Below are 18,863 nucleotides of genomic sequence, written 5' to 3' on the forward strand. Positions count from 1 at the left end.
ACAGGGTAATAAGATAAATGAGGGCGAAGAGATGACGTATTCGGAATTTTCGTTTCCAAACGACATTCATATTATCTGGTCGCTCATGATCGTTACATACCCGTTCATCACCGGCCTGGTGGCTGGGGCCTTCATGGTCTCGGCGCTGTACTACGTCTTCGACAGGAAAGAGCTGGAGCCGATACACAGGTTCGCGCTTCTGGTATCTCTCTCGTTCATGGTATGCGCCACGCTCCCGCTCCTTTTTCACCTCGGACACCCCGAAAGATCATACCGGATCATGATAACGCCGAACTTCACCTCCGCTATCGCCGGATTCGGCCTTATATACAGCTTTTACCTTGTCGTGCTCCTTCTTGAAATATGGATAGCCTACAGAAAGGAGATAGTGGAAAACCATAAAAACAGCAGCGGCATCAAACGCCTTTTCTGGGGCGCGCTGGCACTTGGCGTGTATGAGATAGACAAAGAGTCGGCCAAAGTCGACAGGAGCTTCATATTCACGCTCTCTGTGGTGGGCATACCGGCCGCTTTCACGCTTCACGGATATGTAGGCTTTCTTTTCGGCTCGCTCAAATCGAATCCTTGGTGGTCCACCCCGCTCATGCCGCAGATATTCCTCCTTTCTGCCGTGCAGTCGGGTATAGCGCTTATCATCCTGCTCTACATTTTCCTCGGGTATAAAGGGTATCTTGAAAAATCGCTTCAATGCGTGAAATCGCTGGTCTTCTTCCTCTGGTTCTCCATAATCCTCGTGCTCGTATCGGAGGGGCTGGAACTCCTCTTCCTCTATTATGAAGCGACCGACGCGTGGAAAGTCGTGGGAGAACTTCTGGAAACAAAGCTCTTCACGTCATTCGTTGTTCTTCAGCAGGGTCTCGGGATGGGGGGTTCCTTTATCATCCTTACCGTGCTGATATTCGCGAAAATCGAGAAAAACTATACTCCGCTAGTTGTCATCGCCTCAGGGCTTGCGCTGTTCGAGGTATGGATAATGCGCTGGAACGTTGTTGTCGGCGGGCAGATGTTCTCAAAAAGCTTTATCGGATTCAGGCACTACACCCCGCTCTGGTTTGAGAAGGAAGGGATATTCACTTCGATATTCCTTACGCTTTTGCCGTTCCTGATACTGCTGATATTGACGAAGTTCCTCCCGATAAGGCCGCACGATAGAGAAGAGTAAACCTTTAACCGATGACAGATTGTTTTTGCCGCTCTTTATCCTGCCGAAATTTATTCCATCCAACTCTACAAACAAATAAAGCCTTACTGAATTCATTACTACACGTAGCGCTTTATGTTATTTTCCGAGCTTGCGTATATCTGGCTGTGAGATTGGTCTTTAATTGAAAGATTATACCTTTCCGCATCGTCATCAGATATGTTTTTTTCTTTAATGAATTTATATTCATCTTTTCCGGAAATTAATATCGCCAAGACAGGTGAGATTGGATAGTAAAATTCAAGCTCGTTAACGCTGTCACCTTGCTTCCCAATCGCATAGGTATTTATTACTGGTTGATCACCGGCAATAAGAGGAATTTTCGATTTATTATTAAGAAGTACTATCCTGTATTTTTCATTATCTTCAGCAAGTCCAAAAGCCATATTAGTTGTAAATATATGGGCCATAACATTCCATACATTATTAAAATTTACGCCCATAACCATGTTATTCGTTAAACTCCCAAGCACACTCTCCCGCATCCTATTGGTTCTTAAATACTGAGCACATAAAAAATAAAAAAAATTCAAGCGCCCTTTATCAGAACAATAAAAACTAATGTCGTGTCTTTTTATGGAATCTAGATATTTAATGGCAGTACTTTCTATTACCCCATGATAATCTTCTTCAAAATTGTTAACAGCTACACCTATAACCTTTTCAACCTCTTGGCTATTGATTCCTTTCGCTTGGAGTTCCGCCTTGAATTCAAATATAAAATTAAAAAATTTGATCCAATCCTCATTTATTTTACGCTGCTCTCCTTCGTATGGTTCCACTAGAAATCTTCTTACGAAAGTAATGTCTTGAAGAGTTAATTCTTTAAGTTTGTAAAAATCACGTATTTGAGCAATTCCTTTTAAGTTTGAATGAAACACTTCGCCTTCTCGATAACACCAAATAAGGTCATTAGAAGCCCAAGCCCGGAGATATTCCCTCCAAACATAATGATGCCGTCTTTTTTTCATTATTGTTATTGCCGACTCCTTTGGAAAATTTCTGGTAACTTGGCAAAATTTACCTAATATCGCTGATCGTTAATCTAACTGGTGTGCGCCTTTTTACGACGTGCGGCTGGGGACTTTTTCCGACCAACAGATTTCTTCGCCAAATCGATCAGGGATCGTAAAGCGCCATTCACAGCATCTTCCGTGGGGAACGCCTTGGCCACGTCAGGACTTAGAAGAACAAGATTCGTCCCTTTTTGGTACGCTTCAAAATACCCACCCCTGACTCCCTTGCCAAGATCTGTACGCAGGTACTCAGCGCGCAAATCCTGAGATTTAGCCTTCTTCATAAATTCTCCTTTCCTTGCGGCTCATAAGCCGTGCGCTGATAATCCTGATCCCGTTTTCCCTGTCTGAATGCGAAACCACAAGCGTACGTTTTTGCCATGATAGTCCAAAAGTTATAAACCGCAACTCATCCATGGAATGATCAGGATCTGAGAAGGTAATTGCCAGTCTGTCACCAAATACCGTTGAGGCTTCCTGAAATGTGACCCCATGCTTTCGTTCATTTGCTTTGGCTTTTTTCAGATCCCATTCAAATTCCATTGCCCCTGTCCGCTACTTAATCCAGGAAGCCGGATAAATATTTCATCAAACCCAAAAATGGAGGTCGCTACTACGGTTTTACTTCCCATTCGTCGCCAGAAAGCTGTATCCTCATCTCGTTCTTCTCGGCGATAACCGGATTGTAGAAGAAAAACACTTCGGCGGACAGATCCTTCACATCCCCTATTCGCGTCTCAAAGAAGAATGTCTCGGTTCTCGATTCACCCGATTTAAGGCGATTATCGCCGACTATCTTCGAGCCAAAGAGGAATACGTCGCCATCTGTTTCAATCTCTATCCCCTTGGAATCGACAATCGTCTTTCCGTACTCCTTGCGCTTGGTTTCAATGACCTTCCCTTCGCCGTCCCTGGTGCTCACTTCCAGCACAAGGCGCCGCGCGGGGGTTCCGGTCGGGATGGAATGTCCTATGCCGCTGTTCGTTAGGCTTACCTTGGCAACAAGGTTTTTTGAACCCCGTTTCATCTCCACCATTTTCAGCTTTACCACGCTCAGCATCGATCCGACATTGTGGGTAAGCGAATGGTCGTGGATTTTCTCCCGCCCCCCCTCATGGGCGGTCTTCCCCGCTATTTCGGGCATATGGCAGTTTTGGCACTGTTTCCCCTCTTTCGCGAAAGCAGAATCTTTCCATTCGCTGTAGGTGACACCTACATGCACGCCGTTTCGGTTCTTGAAATCATGGCAGCCCGCGCAGAGCTTTGACGATGCAAAATCGTCCGAACGTACTGTTTCATGGTATGGGGATGAGGCCCCGTCGAGCACCGACCGTTTCACCTTCCCCGGCTTTACGGTAAACGGATCCGGTTTTTCAAGATCGACGCTGGAGATAGAGTGACAAAAGTCGCAGGTGATACCCTCTCTGGTGATGGCATCATCGGCGTCGAAGTCCCCCGTCACCCGCACGGTAGGGGCATGGCAGTTTAGGCAATACTTCCTCGCCTCCCCTTTTGTATCCGTATACGCCTTTCTGTAGGCTGTCTGGAAGATCGGGTTTGAATAGGAGAGCGCGTGTAGCGATTTTCGCCAGTTGCGGTAAATGTCGCGGTGGCAATCTTTGCATACTTGGGAGCTTTCAAAGGAATCCTTTGCCGAAGCCTCGTTGCCAACAACGGCAAGAAACAGAATCGCTAATACAACAACAAATTTATTCAGCATTTATCTACCCTGCAAAATGTTAATTTGCATACAGTATCATCCATTATCAAGGCTACTTCAAGCGTTTGTCTTTTGCCTGTCTGCGCCTCTCCTCTATATGTCCATCGGCGGGACAGGGGCATTGTTTCCCCATGTGGGGGAGGAATCCCGCAGATTCTGGATAATGCCGGGGAGCATATCCATGACAATATCTACCTCACCCATCGTATTCAGCTTGCTGAATGAAAACCTTATCGAACTGTTCATCAAGCCGGGAGACACCCCCATTTCGAGAAGTACGTGGGATGGTTCCCTGGAGCCGGACGAGCAGGCGGAACCGGTCGATACCGATATGCCGTTGAGATCGCACTGGATCTGAAGCATCTCCCCTTCCGTCCCCTCGAAGCTGACATTCAGCGTATTGGGAAGTCTTCTCTCCATATGGCCGTTCAATATCGCATGAGGAATGGTGGTGAATATCCTCTTTTCCAGCTCATCGCGGAGTGAGGCGATGTAACCGGCGCTTTTCGCCAGGTCCGCCACAGCCAATTCACACGCCTTCCCGAACCCGACTATTCCCGCCACGTTTTCGGTTCCCGACCTCTTCCCGCGCTCATGTCCTCCGCCTGAAAGGAGCGGCTCTATCTCGGTACCCTTCCTCACATAAAGTGCGCCGACCCCTTTGGGGCCATGCAGTTTGTGCGCGGAGATGGAAAGGAGATCAACATCCAATTCGTCAACATCAAGCGATACCTTTCCCGCCGACTGAACGGCATCCGTATGGAACAGTATCCCCTGCCCCCTTGCCATCGTCGCCGCCTCCTTTATCGGCTGAATGGTGCCGGTCTCATTGTTCGAATGCATCACCGACACAATCAGTGTCTTCTCATCCAGAGCGGCCTTGAGCTCTTCCAGCATTATTACCCCGTCCAGATCAACGGAGACCGTCTGATGTTTGTAGCCGTTCAGCGGGAGAAATTCAGCGCTCTTCAGGATGGAACTGTGTTCGATGGTGCTTGTGATCGCCTTCCACTTTCCATCAGCGGGCTTTGTCCATGAGGCCCCTTTCAGCGCCATGTTGTTGGCTTCGCTCCCCCCTGAGCAGAGAATGATCTCCGTAGGGTCGGCTCCTATCAGAAAAGCCACCTTTTCCCTTGCCTCCTCGATCGCGTTTCTGGCAATGCGTCCAAGAGTGTGCGTGCTGGATGGATTGCCAAAATTCTCCTTGAGGAAAGGGATCATCGCTTCAAAAACCTCAGGAACTATCGGGGTGGTTGCGTTATTATCAAAATAGACTTTATTCATTTGCCTATCTCCTGACTCTGCCAATAATTAAAGCAGGGCGCTTGCGGCAAGACCATCCAATTTTCCATAATCCAATACCCCATTGGAACCGGGATCACTCGATCAAATCCGGTACTTTTCAACTTCCTCATCGGGAAGCGGGCGAACCGTCATTATTGATGTCGCGTTGGTAGACATATCGGTAAACTCGCATTCAACCTCGGCGGTTTTGGGCGCGGTGGCGTATCTTGCGGCAATACGGGCAGCAATTTCGTTCACGCCGTTCTCAGGCCTCCCGGTGATTATCACAAATGGTCCGGTGAAATTTTTTATCGTGATAACAGTATCCTTTTCGCCGGCCATTTTCTCAAGTTTTTCATTATCAGCCATGTTCCGGCCCACGATCACCTTCACGCTTTCATTCAGCCTGAAATGCCTCCCTACCTGGAGAAGCCTTGCATCCTTTACGTTGGTGCTTTCGGTATGCCCTATCAAGTCCTTCATCTTCAGTGAAAATTGCCTGTCTGTGAGGAGGCACCCGCCGGAGGAGCAGAGATTTTCTTCCGGGATACCCATCTCGCGGCCAACCTCCATCTGCACCTTTCTCGATTTGCCGGAGATGGCAAGCATCTCGTTCCTGTTTATCCACCCCTCCTTTTCGGGAATGGTAGGCTCCAGCAGCGCGGCCGACAGCGGTCTTACGATAAGGCCTTCCAGCCCTGTTTCTTTTTCTATCCTCATGAGCCTCTCTTTCATCTGGGACATCGGCCTCTGGCTCAATACCTCGCCGGTGAAGATGAATTTCGCCCCTATCTCATTCATCGCCTCTTTTGCCTGGGTGAACATTAGTATCCTGCAGTCAAGACAAGGATTTACGCCGGAGCCGTATCCGAATTTCGGATTCCTTACGATTTCGAGGTATTCATCACCCATGAAAGCTGTCTTGATACTTATCCCCTCCTCCGCCGCTATCTTGTGCGCCGCGCTTTTGCATGAATCGCTCTTTTTTGTGCAGTTGCAAAACGGGCTCATGAAATTCATCACGGTCACGTCGTAACCTAGCTTTACCATCAGTTTCGTGGCGATGTGGCTGTCGAGCCCCCCCGAAAGAAGGCCAAGCACCTTTATTCCGTTAGCGGCTATTTTCTCGTCCATTTTTCCTTCTTCTTGATATCAATAAATGATTCCTTCTTGAGCCGCTTCAGCCACTCTTCCCTGACCTGAGACATCAGCTCCTGATAAATGTAGTTCTTTACCTCTACCTTGATCTTGCTGTAAGGGGGTAGCTGAGGTTCGTCTCTTTTTTCAACAAGAATGAGATGGTAACCAAACTGGGTTCGTACCGGCTGGCTCACCTCCCCCGGTTTTAGCGCGAAGGCCGCTTTTTCAAAAGATTCCACCATTTCCCCCGGATGTATCTCTCCCAGGTCTCCCCCCTTTGGGGCCGACGGTCCCTGCGACATCTCTTTTGCAGCCTCGGCGAAAGAGAGACCGCCTATGATCTTTTTCCTGATATCCCTGATCCTGGCCAGCACCTTTTTTTCCTCTTCAGAAGGGGCATCCTCAGCCAATGTCAGTATGATATGTCTCGCGCGCAGGGTTACCGGCTTGCGAAATTTTTCAGGATATTCATTGTAATATTCGAGCGCCTCTTCATCCGTAACTTCGGCCTGTGAGCGGATCTCCATCGAAACAACCTTCCCTGCGAGGATCTGATCGCTCACCATTTTTCGGTAACCTTCAAGCGTCAGCCCTTCGCGGGCCAGCACCATCTCGAAATCCTTCATGGAAGCTCCCATTCTTCTTCTTGCATCGTCTATCCTCGATTGTATTTCGCGGTCGGGAACTTTTATCTCCTTCTCCTTGCCATACTGGATGATCAGTTTTTCATCTATCATCATGTCGAGAATTTGATTTGTTGCCCTGGTCTCGTCAGGATCAAGCGGCTGACCAGCGGTCTTGAACTGGAAAAGCCTCTCGCTGACTTCGCTTTGCAGTATGATCTCGCCGTTCACCTCGGCCACAATACGATCCACAACCTCTGCCCAGGCAAAGGCGGAAAAAAAACAGGATAGTATTATTACGGCTTGAGCACGTACAAACGGTCGGAAAATATCACGATCTCCGACTGATCCTTTGCATCCTTCATCCATTTGCTAAATAAATCCTCCAGCCGCTGATAAAACATTCTTTCATATATAATACCTCTCGCTTCCTCGAATTTCATGGCGGTCGGCTTATACTTTTTAACTACCTTGAATATATGATACCCGTAGGGAGATTCAATAACCCTGCTTATTTCGTTAAGTTGCAGATCGAAAAGAATGGAATCAAATTCAGCCGGCATCTGTCCCCTGGAAAAGACTCCGAGGTCCCCTCCCTTCTTGCCGTCTGGACTTACAGAGTATTTTATAGCTATCTCCTCGAAATCGCCTCCGAAAACTATTTCGTTTCGTATCTCGTCCGCCTCGGAGAGCGAAGGCAAAACAATGTGAAAGGCATGCACCCTTTCGCCTACGGAAAACTCCTCCTTGTGCTCGTTGTAGTAGCTTTTCAATTCCTTATCCTGAATCTCGACCAGAGGAGCGATCTTTTTTTGTATCAATCCTTCAATTACCAGGTTTCTCCTGACCTGATCCTTCCAGATGCCGAGATCAGATTTGTTTTTTTCAAGGATCAACTGGAGCCTGGCCGGCGAAAATCCGCCGAGAATATCCTCCACAAGGGAGTCGCTGTCGCTTTTGCTGACAGACACGCCTGCTTTTCTTGCCTCCTGGAGCAGAATTTCCGAGTCAATGATCTTGTCGATCACTCCGTCGCGCAATCTTTTTTCCACTTTCTCATCCAGCTTTTCCGCAAGCCTCAGCCTGGTTTTCATCGCGGTATATTCCTTGAGGAAATGGTTCCCCATAATGTTCTGCCCGTTTACGGTAGCGACCGTTATTGTTCTCGGTTCGGGCTCTTGGGGCTCCTTCGTGCACCCTTGAAAAAGGAGCATAGCGACCAACGCCAATACCGGCAAACCATATTCTTTGAATTTCATCATAACCATATGAGTTTAAGGAAAGATCGACCCCGATACAACTACTCTTGCAAGAAAATATATATGATGTCAAAATCCCCTGATGGACAGGACACTTTTCTTTGCGATAAACAGGGGGATGGAGAACAGCTTTCTTGATTTCATCATGCCTCTTATAACATCGTACAACACCTGGATACCGGTGGGGATTATCCTGTTCGGCTACCTGATATGGGAAAACCCCAAGCGCGGACTGTTTATTTTTTTTGTCGTACTGCTAGCCGTTGCACTCAGCGACCTGATAAACCACCGCATATTAAAAGCCATGTTCGCGCGAGTTCGCCCATGCAACGCATTGCCAGACGTGCATCTGCTTACGGGGTGTAGCGGCTCGTTCAGCTTCCCTTCTTCCCACGCAGTGAACTCATTCTGCCTTGCCTCAACTCTATGGTTTTTTGAAAGAAAACTCCTTCTTTTCGGAGTTGTCGCCGCCTCACTTGTGGCATTCTCGCGCGTTTACGTCGGGGTTCATTATCCGTTTGATGTCACCGTCGGCGCGTTGACCGGCATAGCGATAGGGTACGCGGCATACCGCATAGGCGATCCTGTCGCTCAAAAATGGGCGCCAAAGAAATAGGGACGCGAGAAGTGATCTAGCTCGAAACGGCCGCCTTCAAGGTGTCAAATGTCCCGTAAAGGATCTTCAGCTTCTCCGCATCAATGCCGATGTTCCCCCGCCCGTCCCCTGCCACGGCAGACCGGAATCCGGCAATATCAATGCCCGCATCGGCCAGCCGACCGGCATCCCTATTGCCAAGCCCTCCCGCCAAGACCGATAATATCCCCGCCTCCCGGCAGTGTCTGGCAAAATCCGATATCTCTCTGGAGGAGAGGAAATCTCTTACGGTACTTCCACCCTTTCCATAGGTATCGATAAGAGCGGCGTAGACTCCGCATGAAGATACAATCACGGGAAATCTGGATATAAAACTCCGATCCGCCTTGTCGGCGTAGAGCCCGGCGACGAGGAGCGCGCTCCCAAAGCCGGAGACATCAAGAGATCTTCTTATTTCAGCAAGGAACGGTGCGGTATCGTCCGGCTCCTCGAACCCAAGAAGACCCACCTTAACGATATCCGCCCCTGCTTTCGCCGCTTCCACCGCTCTATGAGAATATTTGCCAGGAAAATTTTCAGCGTCGCCAATCGCGACAGAGAGACGAATATCGCGGGGGACAATTTCCCTCACCTTGCGGATAGTGGCAAGTGATGGGAATCCAAGCGACCCCTTGGAGGGATCCTTGATATCGATGATATCCGGGAACCCTGTTTTTGAAAAAGCGACGCATTCCGAAGCGTCGATGACGCTGACAAGAATTTTAAGAGGTATGGGTCATTCCTCTTCCGATGGTGGATCGGGAGTGCCTACGATATGGTATCCGGAATCGACATGAACCACTTCGCCCGTTACACCGCTTGAGAGGTCCGAACAGAGGTAAAGGGCCGACCTGCCTACCTCCTCCTGCGTAGTGTTCCTTTTCATCGGTGAAAGTTCGGCGTGATGCTTCAGCATCATCCTCATGTAGTTAATGCCGCTTGAAGCGAGAGTTTTTATAGGCCCGGCGGAAATGGCGTTTACCCTGATGCCGGTAGTGCCGAGGTCCGACGCGAGATAGCGAACGGATGCCTCAAGCGCCGCTTTCGCCACACCCATTACATTGTAGCTTTTTACCACCTTCTCGGCGCCATAGTAGGAAAGGGTGAGGATACTTGTCTCCCTCCCGGTCATCAGCGGAATCGCTCTTTTCGACAGCGCGACAAGGGAGTAGGCGGAAGTTTCAAGAGCCATTTTGAATCCTGCGCGGCTTGTTTCGTAGTAGGCCCCTTTCAGGTCGTTTTTGTCCGCAAACGCCACCGCGTGGACGAGGATATCAAGGTTTCCCTGTTTTTCCTGCCATGACTTGAAGACGCGGTCGATAGCCTCGTCGTTATTTACGTCCATATCCTCAATAAAAACCGCGTTCAGGGATTTGGCAAGCGGAATAACCCTTTTGCCGAGCGCTTCTCCAGCATACGTGAAACCAAGCTCGCAACCGGCCTCGCGGAAAACTTTCGCGATCCCCCATGCAATGCTTCGGTCATTCGCTACGCCTACTATAAGCGCCTTTTTCCCTTTAAGAATTTCCATTCAAATTTCCTTTCAAAAACCTATCAGACTGTACTAAAAGCTAACGGATAGCCGACGAAAGGTCAATAAACATAATTTTTTACCGATAGTTCACAAACTGCAGGTCAATTCCGAAATCCTTACCCTTCAGGATGGTAATAACATCTTGAAGTTCGTCCTTTTTCTTTCCAACTACCCTGACCTCTTTTTCCCTTATCTGGGCCTGAACCTTCAACTTTGTATCTTTTACGGCCTTCACGATATCCTTTGCCTTGTCCTGCGCGATGCCCTGGAGGAGCTTTGCTTCCTGCCTCACCGTATTGCCTGAGGCCGATTCCACCTTGCCATAATCAATATTCTTGATAGGCACCTTTCTCTTTATCAGCTTGCTCTCAAGAACATCGATAACCGACTTCAGCTTGAACTCGTCATCCGAAATGATGACCATTTTCTCTTCCTTCTGGTTCAACTCGATACTGCTGATGCTCCCCTTGAAATCGTAACGCTGTTTTATCTCCCTCATCGACTGGTCTACGGCGTTAAGCACCTCCGGCAGATCTATCCTGGAAACAATATCGAAAGAACTTTCGTCAGCCATTTAACTCCCCTTGATAACAATATAGTTTGCGTTGATCCATAATTCAAACAGATGCGGCCTCAATCTCTCTTGCCGAATCAGGTTTTACCGCAACGAGTTTAACATGTTTTGCGACAATATCCCTGTTGTTTACCGCGCCTAGCTTTTTGAAGAGGAAATCAAATTTTGCTTCCAGATCCCCGCGTATCGAAGCGCGAACATCTTCGGGCATCGTCCATAGCTCGTTCTTGAACGGGCCAAAACCCTTCTTCCTTGTTTTGTAGATAAACTGCTCTTCAGTCTCTCCATCCTTCCGCTCCGAAGCGCAGTTATCGCGTAGCCATCCGTATATCTTCTCCTTCATCGCGGAAGGGAGCCGGCCGTCGTCGTAGATCATGTTTTGAAATCCTGTTGCGAGGTGTATCTCGGATGTTCTCGTTTCGGGGAAGCGGTGAAACAACTCGTCCGGCAGAGTGGAAGCGCCGTGCTGGACCGCGCCTGACAATTTGTACTTTTCAATCGCCCGTTTGGAGATCGCTTCGAGAGTGTCAAAATCGAGAGCGACCTTTGCGACGCTTCCGTCGGGCATCGGCACTCCGCCGTGCGACGTACCGGTCTGCACCGACATCTTGGATATCCCCTTCATACCCTTTGGAAGGAGCTTCAGGTAACCCTCCATATAGGCATCCAGCTCTTCAACGGTAGAATTCTTGTGACCAACCTCGCCTATTTCTCCACCAACGGAGACCGTAATGCCTTTCGGCTCCAGATCGCGTATATATTTCGTAAGGTTTGCCGCCTGCGAGTAATTGTCTTCCTGCTGGGCCGGTATCCCTTTTTTGTCGAGATCTACCAGAGTGGAAGAATCGATATCTATATTGTAAAATCCCGCGTCTATCGCCTTACTGATAAGGGCCTTAACACCGTCTACCTCTTTTTCGGGATCTGCCCTGAAATTCTTGGCGTTCAGCTGGAAATGATCCCCCTGTATGAATACCGGACCTTCCCACCCCTCTTTTATAGCGGCGCTGATAATGACCGCCGCGTATTCCGCCGGCTCCTGAAACGTGTAGGCAATCTCCGATTTTGCTATCTCAAAGAGGAAGGCCCCCGATTTATTCTTTATTGCGGTTTTAAAGATCGCCCTCGCCGTGTCGTATGTGAGAGTTCTGATATTGACCGCCGGTACGGTGAAACCCTTTACCTCTCCGCTCCCCATAGCTTCATACAGCCCCTGGATAGAGGAGGAAACGACGCCGAGCCCGATGCCGATCTCCTTAATAAGGGCGCGCGTTATTCCCCGCTGTTCGTGGCTTTCATGGAATACCGCGTTGTAGACCAGTCTGTCTATCGGCTCCCCTTTGAGACCCTCCCGGTCGATGATCTTTACGGTGCCGTCGGTGTCTACGAACGGATGGAGATACTCCTCCATATCCTCAATGGATAAAAACCTCAATGCCATAACCCCTCCAATACTCAAAAAACCAACAACCGACTGTGGCCCCGACCAGTGCCTATTAAGAATATCGCCGCAAATCAGACCGATACTACTTACCGAATTACATGTCCTGATTCTAGGATGCGGTTGGCATTAGTGTCAATCTGTGACGAAAGGAATTACACCCGGTTGCGCCGGATTTTACGTCGATGAAGGATTGCGGCAAAAGGGGAGGGATCAGTATCCCACCAGACGGGACGTCTTCCTGTTCAGCACCTGCCCCATTTTCATTAGAGAATAGTGGTTCGCGCCTGTATCGATGGCGAACAGGGATCTGCTGTTCCTGATGTAGTCGTGAATTATCTCTTCCCTGAAAACCGTGCAGAGGAGCGAAAGATTCATCTTGAAATATTTTTTTGCGGTTTTTTCGACCATATTGAAATATTTTGTAGCCTCCGCCTGGTTTTCCGCCATGCTTACCACTACATACGGCTGAAAATTCTGGAGAACGGTGTTTATCTCGCGCGAAAGCTGGTTGTTACCGGAAGTAAGCTTCTCCAGAAACTCCCCTAGCGTGATATTCGAATCGGGCCTGTTGGGAAACACAAACCTGTCAAGAAGGAGCTTTACCTTTTCATCCTTTGAAAATTTGGCGTATAAAAGGCGACCGACGCAATACTTCAGAAATTCGCAAAGATTCTGAAGTGAAGTAGGTTCAGGTGAAAGGACAACAACATGCTTTTTTGCCGTCAAGAAAAGGTCAAGCGTGTTGAAGGAGGCCCCAGCGCCAAGATCGATTATCACCCTGTCGGCATCGAGGTTTTTCAGGTGGCGTATCAGCTTCGCCTTAACCGTCCACTTGAGATTTGCCATCCCGAGAAAATCGCCAGCTCCGCTTATGAGCCTCACGTTCTTATCCGGAGTGTAAAGAAGTATATCTTCAAGCGATTGAACGCGCCCAAGGAGGAAATCTATGAGGCCATACTGGGGATAATTCATCCCGACGAGGGTGTGAAGATTTGCCCCCCCGAGGTCGCCATCCACCAGCACCGTTTTCTTATCCGCTAATGAAAAGGCCCGTGCAAGAAGAATGGAGGTTACAGATTTCCCTACGCCACCTTTACCTCCGGCTACCGCAAAAATCTCTGGTTTCATAGGTGCCTAAAATTCCTCTCTTTTCCAATCCATTTTCTACCAGTATAGCCAAAACCCATTATATTTCCTAAATTTTGCAAATTTTGTTGCAGAACCTGTTTCAGCAAGTCACACAAGATAATTGTTACATTCCCTCCCACCTTTCCTGATAATGACAACTTCAGGAAAAGGCAAAGAGTTATCCACAGGTTCTTATCGCCTTTTTTTATCCCAGGGAAAAGGGTAAATCGGCGACATTTAACCGCATTACCCAAAATGCGTGTAAAATCAGCTATATGAGAGATTTTTTTATTCTGACGAACCTTAAAAGAACGTCACTTCGCAATACTTTCCGGTTTGCCGACAGGGAGGCAATTCGCGGCTGGCTCCTCCTGTCTGTGATGGGAATCCTCTTTTTTATATTCGATTACTGGTTTTTTAAAAGAATCATCGACTATATCGTCACCCTCCCGCTGAACCTTGAAGACATCATGATTCCGCAATTCCTTATGGTTATATGCCTTACTTTCTTTTCCATGCTTGTTTTCTCGAACATTATCGCCTCTATCAGCAATTTCTATCTCTCCAGCGACATAGATCTACTGATCTCCTCCCCCATTGATATCAGGGGGATTTACGCTTCCCGCTTCCTTCAGACATCCCTGAACAGCTCCCTTATTTTCTTCATATTCGGGATTCCTATATTCCTCTCCCTTGGCGGGTCTTATTCATCCGGATGGCTCTACTACATCGGGATGGTTTTCAGTTTCATTCCGTTTATCATCATCCCTGCCGGCATCGGGGTTACCTTTACTGTGCTACTTATGCGTTTTTTCCCTGCAAAAAAAACTCACCAGTTCCTGACGATAATCGGGCTTGTATTCATGGGGGGACTGGTGATGTTTTTCCGTTTCCTGCAGCCGGAAAAATTCATCGGAGAGGAGATACCGGAACACCTCATCCAGCAATACGTTGAAAACCTCAAGGTGCCGGCCTACTGGTTCCTTCCAAGCACATGGACCGCCAGGGGGATTGAAGCAGGGATAAGGATGAATTTTGACGACATGGCGCTTTGGACTGTTGTGTCATGGCTAGCAGCAATAGCCATTACCCTTTTCAATATCACGATAGTGTCTAAAACATACTACAAGGGGTGGGCAATATCCCACGCAGGGAGAGGGACGCAAACCGCCAAACCGAAAAGGGAGTTCTATCGGGTACTGGAATCGTTCTTCAAATTCCTCCCATCCCCCCTCAAGGCGGTGTTGCTTAAGGACTTGAGGGTATTCTTCCGCGATCCGGCCCAGTGGTCGCAGATTTTCATGCTCTTGGCGCTTGTCATAGTCTACATATTCAATATAAGGAGCCTCCCCATGGATACGCTCTTCATAAAGAATTTTGTCTCCGTCATGAATATCGCCCTTTCAGGGGTGGTGATCGCCGCGGTCGGCGTTCGCTTTGTCTTCACCACCACCTCCGTAGAGGGGGCCTCGTTCTGGCTTTTGAAATCGGGACCTATCGATTTCGGCCAATTCCTCTGGGGAAAATTTTTCTTTTACCTCATCCCTCTACTCATCCTTTCTGAAACATTGATAGTCCTCTCCAATCTTTTTCTCGATGTCGACAGCTATCTGATGATGTTGTCCGCCGGAGGGATTTTCCTTATAACCATCGGCTTGACCGGCCTGGGTGTAGGGCTTGGCGCACTCTATCCGGTGTTCAGGTACGAAAACATAGCCGAGCTAGCCACTTCGACGGGAGCTATCTACTACATGCTTATAAGCCTCTGCTATATAGTCGCTGAGGTGATGCTCGGAGCAAGACCGATATGGGCTTATTTTTCAGAAAAGTTCCTCGCAAAGGAGGTTGGAGGGGTGGAAATATATATCTTCTTTGCTATCGCGGCCCTCCTTACGATTGCCGTCACAACGATTCCGATAAGAATGGGGATAAGGTCGCTAAACCGGGATCAGGCCATCTTCTGATCTCTATTTTATGGGCCTTCTGTCTTGTTTTATTACATCTCTTATTACTTGTAACACTTATGTGCGCCTTTTATATTGTCATATTTATTGACATTTTATTTTCCAATTGCTATATTAAAACCAAGGATAAAAAAGAGGATTAGTCGGAACTATTTTTCCAAATGTAACTGAACTTTCCGAGAGGTGAAAATTGGCAATCACGAAAAATTCTGCAAGTCTCATGGAATTCGTAGCCCATTGTCTGCATAACGCCGAATCGGTCAAAATCGAACTGGATGAGAACCTGTATAGCGGCACTGTTGAAAGATGGAAAATCGGTCAATTTATAGTTTTTAAAACCAGCAATATCGACAATTCTCTGGTTGGCATACCTGCCGGATTTTCAGGGCTGAAGCTGAAGGTCATCGGCAAGAGCGGCGCCGTTCGAAACTTCACTACCAAAATATTGAAAAAGAAACTCCCGCTGATCATGCTCAGCTTCCCAGCCAGTGAAATAGAAAAGGTAGACAGGGAATTTGAACGGGTGTATGTCCAGCTCGACACTCCGGTTATATTGACCAAAAGAATTGGAGATATTCTCCCTGATGAAACAACGCATGTCGGCACCATCACAAACATAAGCAAGGGGGGGTGCGCAATCTCAACTCAGCTAGGACTGCATAAGGGGGATAAAATAAACTTCTTTATGGAAGTTTCCAGCACATCCGGCAAGAAGAGTCTCGACCTTTTGGGCATTGTGCGCGGAGTTCAAAAGTACGATAACGGCACCGCCTCATATGGCATCGAATACCAAAAGCTGAACCGCGAAACTAAAAATGAAATCGACACATTCATGGACAGAAGATTGGGGATGCTTTCGCAAAACATCATCAGTTCCGAAGAAGCCGGGGTCCTGGAAAAATTGAAAGCACTGCATCAAAAGGAGCTTGAACAGATGATCGAGCCGGAATTTCATATTAGAAAATAATCTGCTCAGCGAAACATAACCACATCTTCGTTGCTGCTTCCCGCGCAACCGTGGATCAGCAACCCCTCCCACTGCGAAATGTTGCACTAATTAATTTTTTCTAATACACTTTACCCGGTTGGTTACTGCCTTGCCTGTTCCCTTTATCGAAATTACAGAAGTTGGTGGCAAAAATGGGAAGAAAAACCCGCCGGTATTCACTGCCGGTTTTAGTTGGTTCGCTGTTGATAACATTCGCGATATCCCTCTTCACCCGCCACCACATTATCACCGAGGCGGCCGACAAATATGACGCCGAAGTCAAAGAATCCCTATCATCCATAGAGGAGAGGCTGAACATATATATGGAGGTTATCCGCGGCGCACGCGCCCTATATGACGCTGACAACAGCGTAAGCAGGGGGGAATGGAACCGGTATTACAACTCGATCGAAATTTCAAAACGGTATCCGGGAATCCGGGCAATACAATTATCCAGATTCATCCGTCACGCGGATAAGGAAAAGTTCATTCAACGGGTGAAGAGCGACAGAAGCGTGAAAGCGGAAGGGTATCCAGATTTCAAAATCGAGCCTGCCGGCGAGAGGGAATATTATGTCGTCGTAGACTACAACGAACCGTTTGAGCAAAACGCGCTGGCTCATGGGTTTGACGCCGCGTACGGGCAAGAAAGGAAACCGGTTATTGAAGCTGCCCGGGACACCGGCGCGATGACCCTGACTGGAAAACTTGATCTCCTTTATGGAATACCAGGTCTCGTAATGCATTTTCCAATATACAAAAATGAACTCCCCCGAAACAGCGTTTCAGAGAGAAGAGAAGCTCTTGAAGGATTTGTGTCGGGTGTTTTCAACATCTCTGATCTGATGAAAGGGATGCTTGGAAACCGTCTGGAGAGGAAGATTCACTTTCAGCTGTTCGACCTAGGCCCCGCCAATGCCAACAAAGAACAGCCTGGTGAAAGCGGCAAAATATTGCTGTACAGCAATGGGGAAGAAGCCGGATACCAAAACAGCTCCGATTTTGAAAAGCTTGTATTCACAAACACAATGGAGATCGGCGGGAGAACATGGCAATCGGTTTTCCAGCCGAAGGAAGACCTCTCCCCGAATTTCTACACAAACTCGGCCTTGCTGGTGCTTATTGGCGGGGTATTCATCAGCATGCTTCTTTACATGTTTGTCGAATCCCTTGAAAAGAAGGGGGTGGCGGAGGCGCTTTCAGTATTGTCGGAAAAGCGTTTTTATGACATCGTTGAGAACTCCAACGAAATGATATGGGAATTGGATGCGGAGGGAAAATACACATACGTCAGCCCTGTGATCGAAAAACTGCTCGGGTATAAACCGGCTGAGCTTACGGGAAATCACTACCTTAATTTTTTCGAGGGGGATACCAATTCCGGATTTAAAAAGACTGTCGAAAAGAATTTCCAAACACAAACTCCCTTCAGGTCTTTTGTAGCTCGGCATCTCAGCAAGAAAGGGCATATCGTCTATCTTGAATTCAGCGGCGTCCCGGTGACGGATAAGCAAGGCGCATTCCTCGGCTACAGAGGCTCTGCCCGTGACGTTACCAAGATCAAAAATGCCGTGAAGGAGATGCGAAAAGCCCGTGATTCCGCGGAAGAGGCAAACAGGTTTAAATCGGAATTCCTTGCAAATATCAGCCATGAGCTCAATACGCCTCTCAACAGCATTATCGGCTTTTCAAACCTCCTCTCAAAAACTGAACTTGACGAACGCCAAAGGAAATTTTCAGACATGATAAAGGGCTCCTCCGCCAAACTCCTCTCACTTATAAACGAGATATTGGAGCTGTCGAATTCGGAATTCGGAGAATCCTACATTTCGGAAAGCGAATTCAACCTCATGGATTTAATTGATTCAAACATTGCAGGCGTCGAAAAGGAACTGCTGAACAAAAAGATCCAGATGGAAATAAGCATAGGCGAAAACACACCAACCCTGCTAAAAGGGGACGCCGGGAAACTAAGCCGCATTATCAAAATGATACTTTCAAACGCGGTAAAGTTCACCGAAACAGGAAGGATCGTTTTCATGGCCGAATTACACGAAAAAAACGGAAAATCGGCAAAATATCATTTTGCCATCAAGGATTCCGGCATCGGAATTCCCGAAGATAAAAAGGATGCCATCTTCCAGGCCTTCAAGCAGGTCGATGGTTCCATAACTAGAAAATTCGGCGGTATCGGCATAGGGCTTGCCACATCAAAAAGGCTGATAGAGATCATGGGGGGAGAAATCTGGTTCGAGAGTCAGGAAGGGATTGGCAGCACCTTCCATTTTATTTGCCCTCTGTCCATTATCAGTTCCTGAAAACTGCCGGAAACA

General features: G+C 48.0%; 18 protein-coding genes. 5 read left to right on the forward strand and 13 right to left on the reverse strand.

The window, feature by feature from the left end:
* A partial coding sequence (gene nrfD, locus OEY64_11150; protein ID MDH5543507.1) for a polysulfide reductase NrfD occupies positions 1–1,183 on the forward strand: 1,183 nt, incomplete at its 5' end.
* Positions 1,184–1,281: 98 nt separating this feature from the next.
* Here the strand turns inward: nrfD and OEY64_11155 are convergent.
* From OEY64_11155 to OEY64_11190, 8 genes are all read right to left on the reverse strand, one after another.
* On the reverse strand, positions 1,282–2,193 hold the full coding sequence (locus OEY64_11155) for a DUF4238 domain-containing protein (GenBank protein ID MDH5543508.1): 912 nt from the start codon (positions 2,191–2,193) through the stop codon (positions 1,282–1,284).
* Positions 2,194–2,267: 74 nt separating this feature from the next.
* Entirely contained in the window at positions 2,268–2,522 is a 255-nt protein-coding gene (locus OEY64_11160) for a hypothetical protein (protein MDH5543509.1), read from the reverse strand.
* A complete protein-coding gene (locus tag OEY64_11165; protein MDH5543510.1) occupies positions 2,509–2,781 on the reverse strand; it encodes a BrnT family toxin in 273 nt (90 codons plus the stop codon). The genes OEY64_11160 and OEY64_11165 overlap by 14 nt, the downstream gene beginning before the upstream one ends.
* A gap of 70 nt (positions 2,782–2,851) precedes the next feature.
* On the reverse strand, positions 2,852–3,958 hold the full coding sequence (locus OEY64_11170) for a cytochrome c family protein (GenBank protein MDH5543511.1): 1,107 nt from the start codon (positions 3,956–3,958) through the stop codon (positions 2,852–2,854).
* 93 nt (positions 3,959–4,051) lie between these two features.
* The gene (locus OEY64_11175) at positions 4,052–5,242 is read right to left on the reverse strand and encodes a cysteine desulfurase (GenBank protein ID MDH5543512.1); all 1,191 of its coding nucleotides are present in this window, start codon (positions 5,240–5,242) and stop codon (positions 4,052–4,054) included.
* A 102-nt stretch (positions 5,243–5,344) separates the two neighbouring features.
* Positions 5,345–6,376 (reverse strand): hypothetical protein, encoded by a 1,032-nt coding sequence (locus OEY64_11180; protein ID MDH5543513.1) that lies wholly within the window; start codon positions 6,374–6,376, stop codon positions 5,345–5,347.
* On the reverse strand, positions 6,361–7,257 hold the full coding sequence (locus OEY64_11185) for a peptidylprolyl isomerase (GenBank protein MDH5543514.1): 897 nt from the start codon (positions 7,255–7,257) through the stop codon (positions 6,361–6,363). The genes OEY64_11180 and OEY64_11185 overlap by 16 nt, the downstream gene beginning before the upstream one ends.
* A 44-nt stretch (positions 7,258–7,301) precedes the next feature.
* A complete protein-coding gene (locus OEY64_11190) occupies positions 7,302–8,267 on the reverse strand; it encodes a peptidylprolyl isomerase (GenBank protein MDH5543515.1) in 966 nt (321 codons plus the stop codon).
* Positions 8,268–8,346: 79 nt separating this feature from the next.
* Between OEY64_11190 and OEY64_11195 the strand changes: the two genes are divergently transcribed.
* Complete coding sequence (locus tag OEY64_11195; protein MDH5543516.1) at positions 8,347–8,880, forward strand: phosphatase PAP2 family protein; 534 nt, start codon at positions 8,347–8,349, stop codon at positions 8,878–8,880.
* A gap of 16 nt (positions 8,881–8,896) precedes the next feature.
* On the opposite strand, the gene OEY64_11200 is transcribed toward OEY64_11195, so the two are convergent.
* From OEY64_11200 to OEY64_11220, 5 genes are all read right to left on the reverse strand, one after another.
* Positions 8,897–9,619, reverse strand: a complete 723-nt coding sequence (locus tag OEY64_11200) for a (5-formylfuran-3-yl)methyl phosphate synthase (GenBank protein MDH5543517.1) — start codon at positions 9,617–9,619, stop codon at positions 8,897–8,899.
* 15 nt (positions 9,620–9,634) lie between these two features.
* Positions 9,635–10,429, reverse strand: a complete 795-nt coding sequence (locus OEY64_11205) for an enoyl-ACP reductase (protein ID MDH5543518.1) — start codon at positions 10,427–10,429, stop codon at positions 9,635–9,637.
* 79 nt (positions 10,430–10,508) lie between these two features.
* Complete coding sequence (locus OEY64_11210; GenBank protein MDH5543519.1) at positions 10,509–11,006, reverse strand: YajQ family cyclic di-GMP-binding protein; 498 nt, start codon at positions 11,004–11,006, stop codon at positions 10,509–10,511.
* 43 nt (positions 11,007–11,049) lie between these two features.
* The gene (locus tag OEY64_11215; GenBank protein ID MDH5543520.1) at positions 11,050–12,447 is read right to left on the reverse strand and encodes a class II fructose-bisphosphate aldolase; all 1,398 of its coding nucleotides are present in this window, start codon (positions 12,445–12,447) and stop codon (positions 11,050–11,052) included.
* A gap of 213 nt (positions 12,448–12,660) precedes the next feature.
* Positions 12,661–13,578 (reverse strand): AAA family ATPase, encoded by a 918-nt coding sequence (locus OEY64_11220; GenBank protein ID MDH5543521.1) that lies wholly within the window; start codon positions 13,576–13,578, stop codon positions 12,661–12,663.
* Between the two features lie 275 nt (positions 13,579–13,853).
* Here OEY64_11220 and OEY64_11225 point away from each other — a divergent pair, with 275 nt between their 5' ends.
* From OEY64_11225 to OEY64_11235, 3 genes are all read left to right on the forward strand, one after another.
* Positions 13,854–15,542: a hypothetical protein gene (locus OEY64_11225; GenBank protein MDH5543522.1), complete on the forward strand. Its 1,689-nt coding sequence runs from the start codon at positions 13,854–13,856 to the stop codon at positions 15,540–15,542.
* A 190-nt stretch (positions 15,543–15,732) separates the two neighbouring features.
* Complete coding sequence (locus OEY64_11230) at positions 15,733–16,509, forward strand: PilZ domain-containing protein (protein ID MDH5543523.1); 777 nt, start codon at positions 15,733–15,735, stop codon at positions 16,507–16,509.
* A 173-nt stretch (positions 16,510–16,682) separates the two neighbouring features.
* Positions 16,683–18,848 carry a CHASE domain-containing protein gene (locus tag OEY64_11235; protein ID MDH5543524.1) on the forward strand — a complete coding sequence of 722 codons (2,166 nt, stop codon included), beginning with the start codon at positions 16,683–16,685 and terminating at the stop codon, positions 18,846–18,848.
* Positions 18,849–18,863: the final 15 nt, after the last annotated feature.

The sequence above is a fragment of the Nitrospinota bacterium genome (genome assembly GCA_029881495.1).
In the GTDB taxonomy this organism is placed as follows: Bacteria; Nitrospinota_A; UBA7883; order JACRGQ01; family JACRGQ01; genus JAOUMJ01.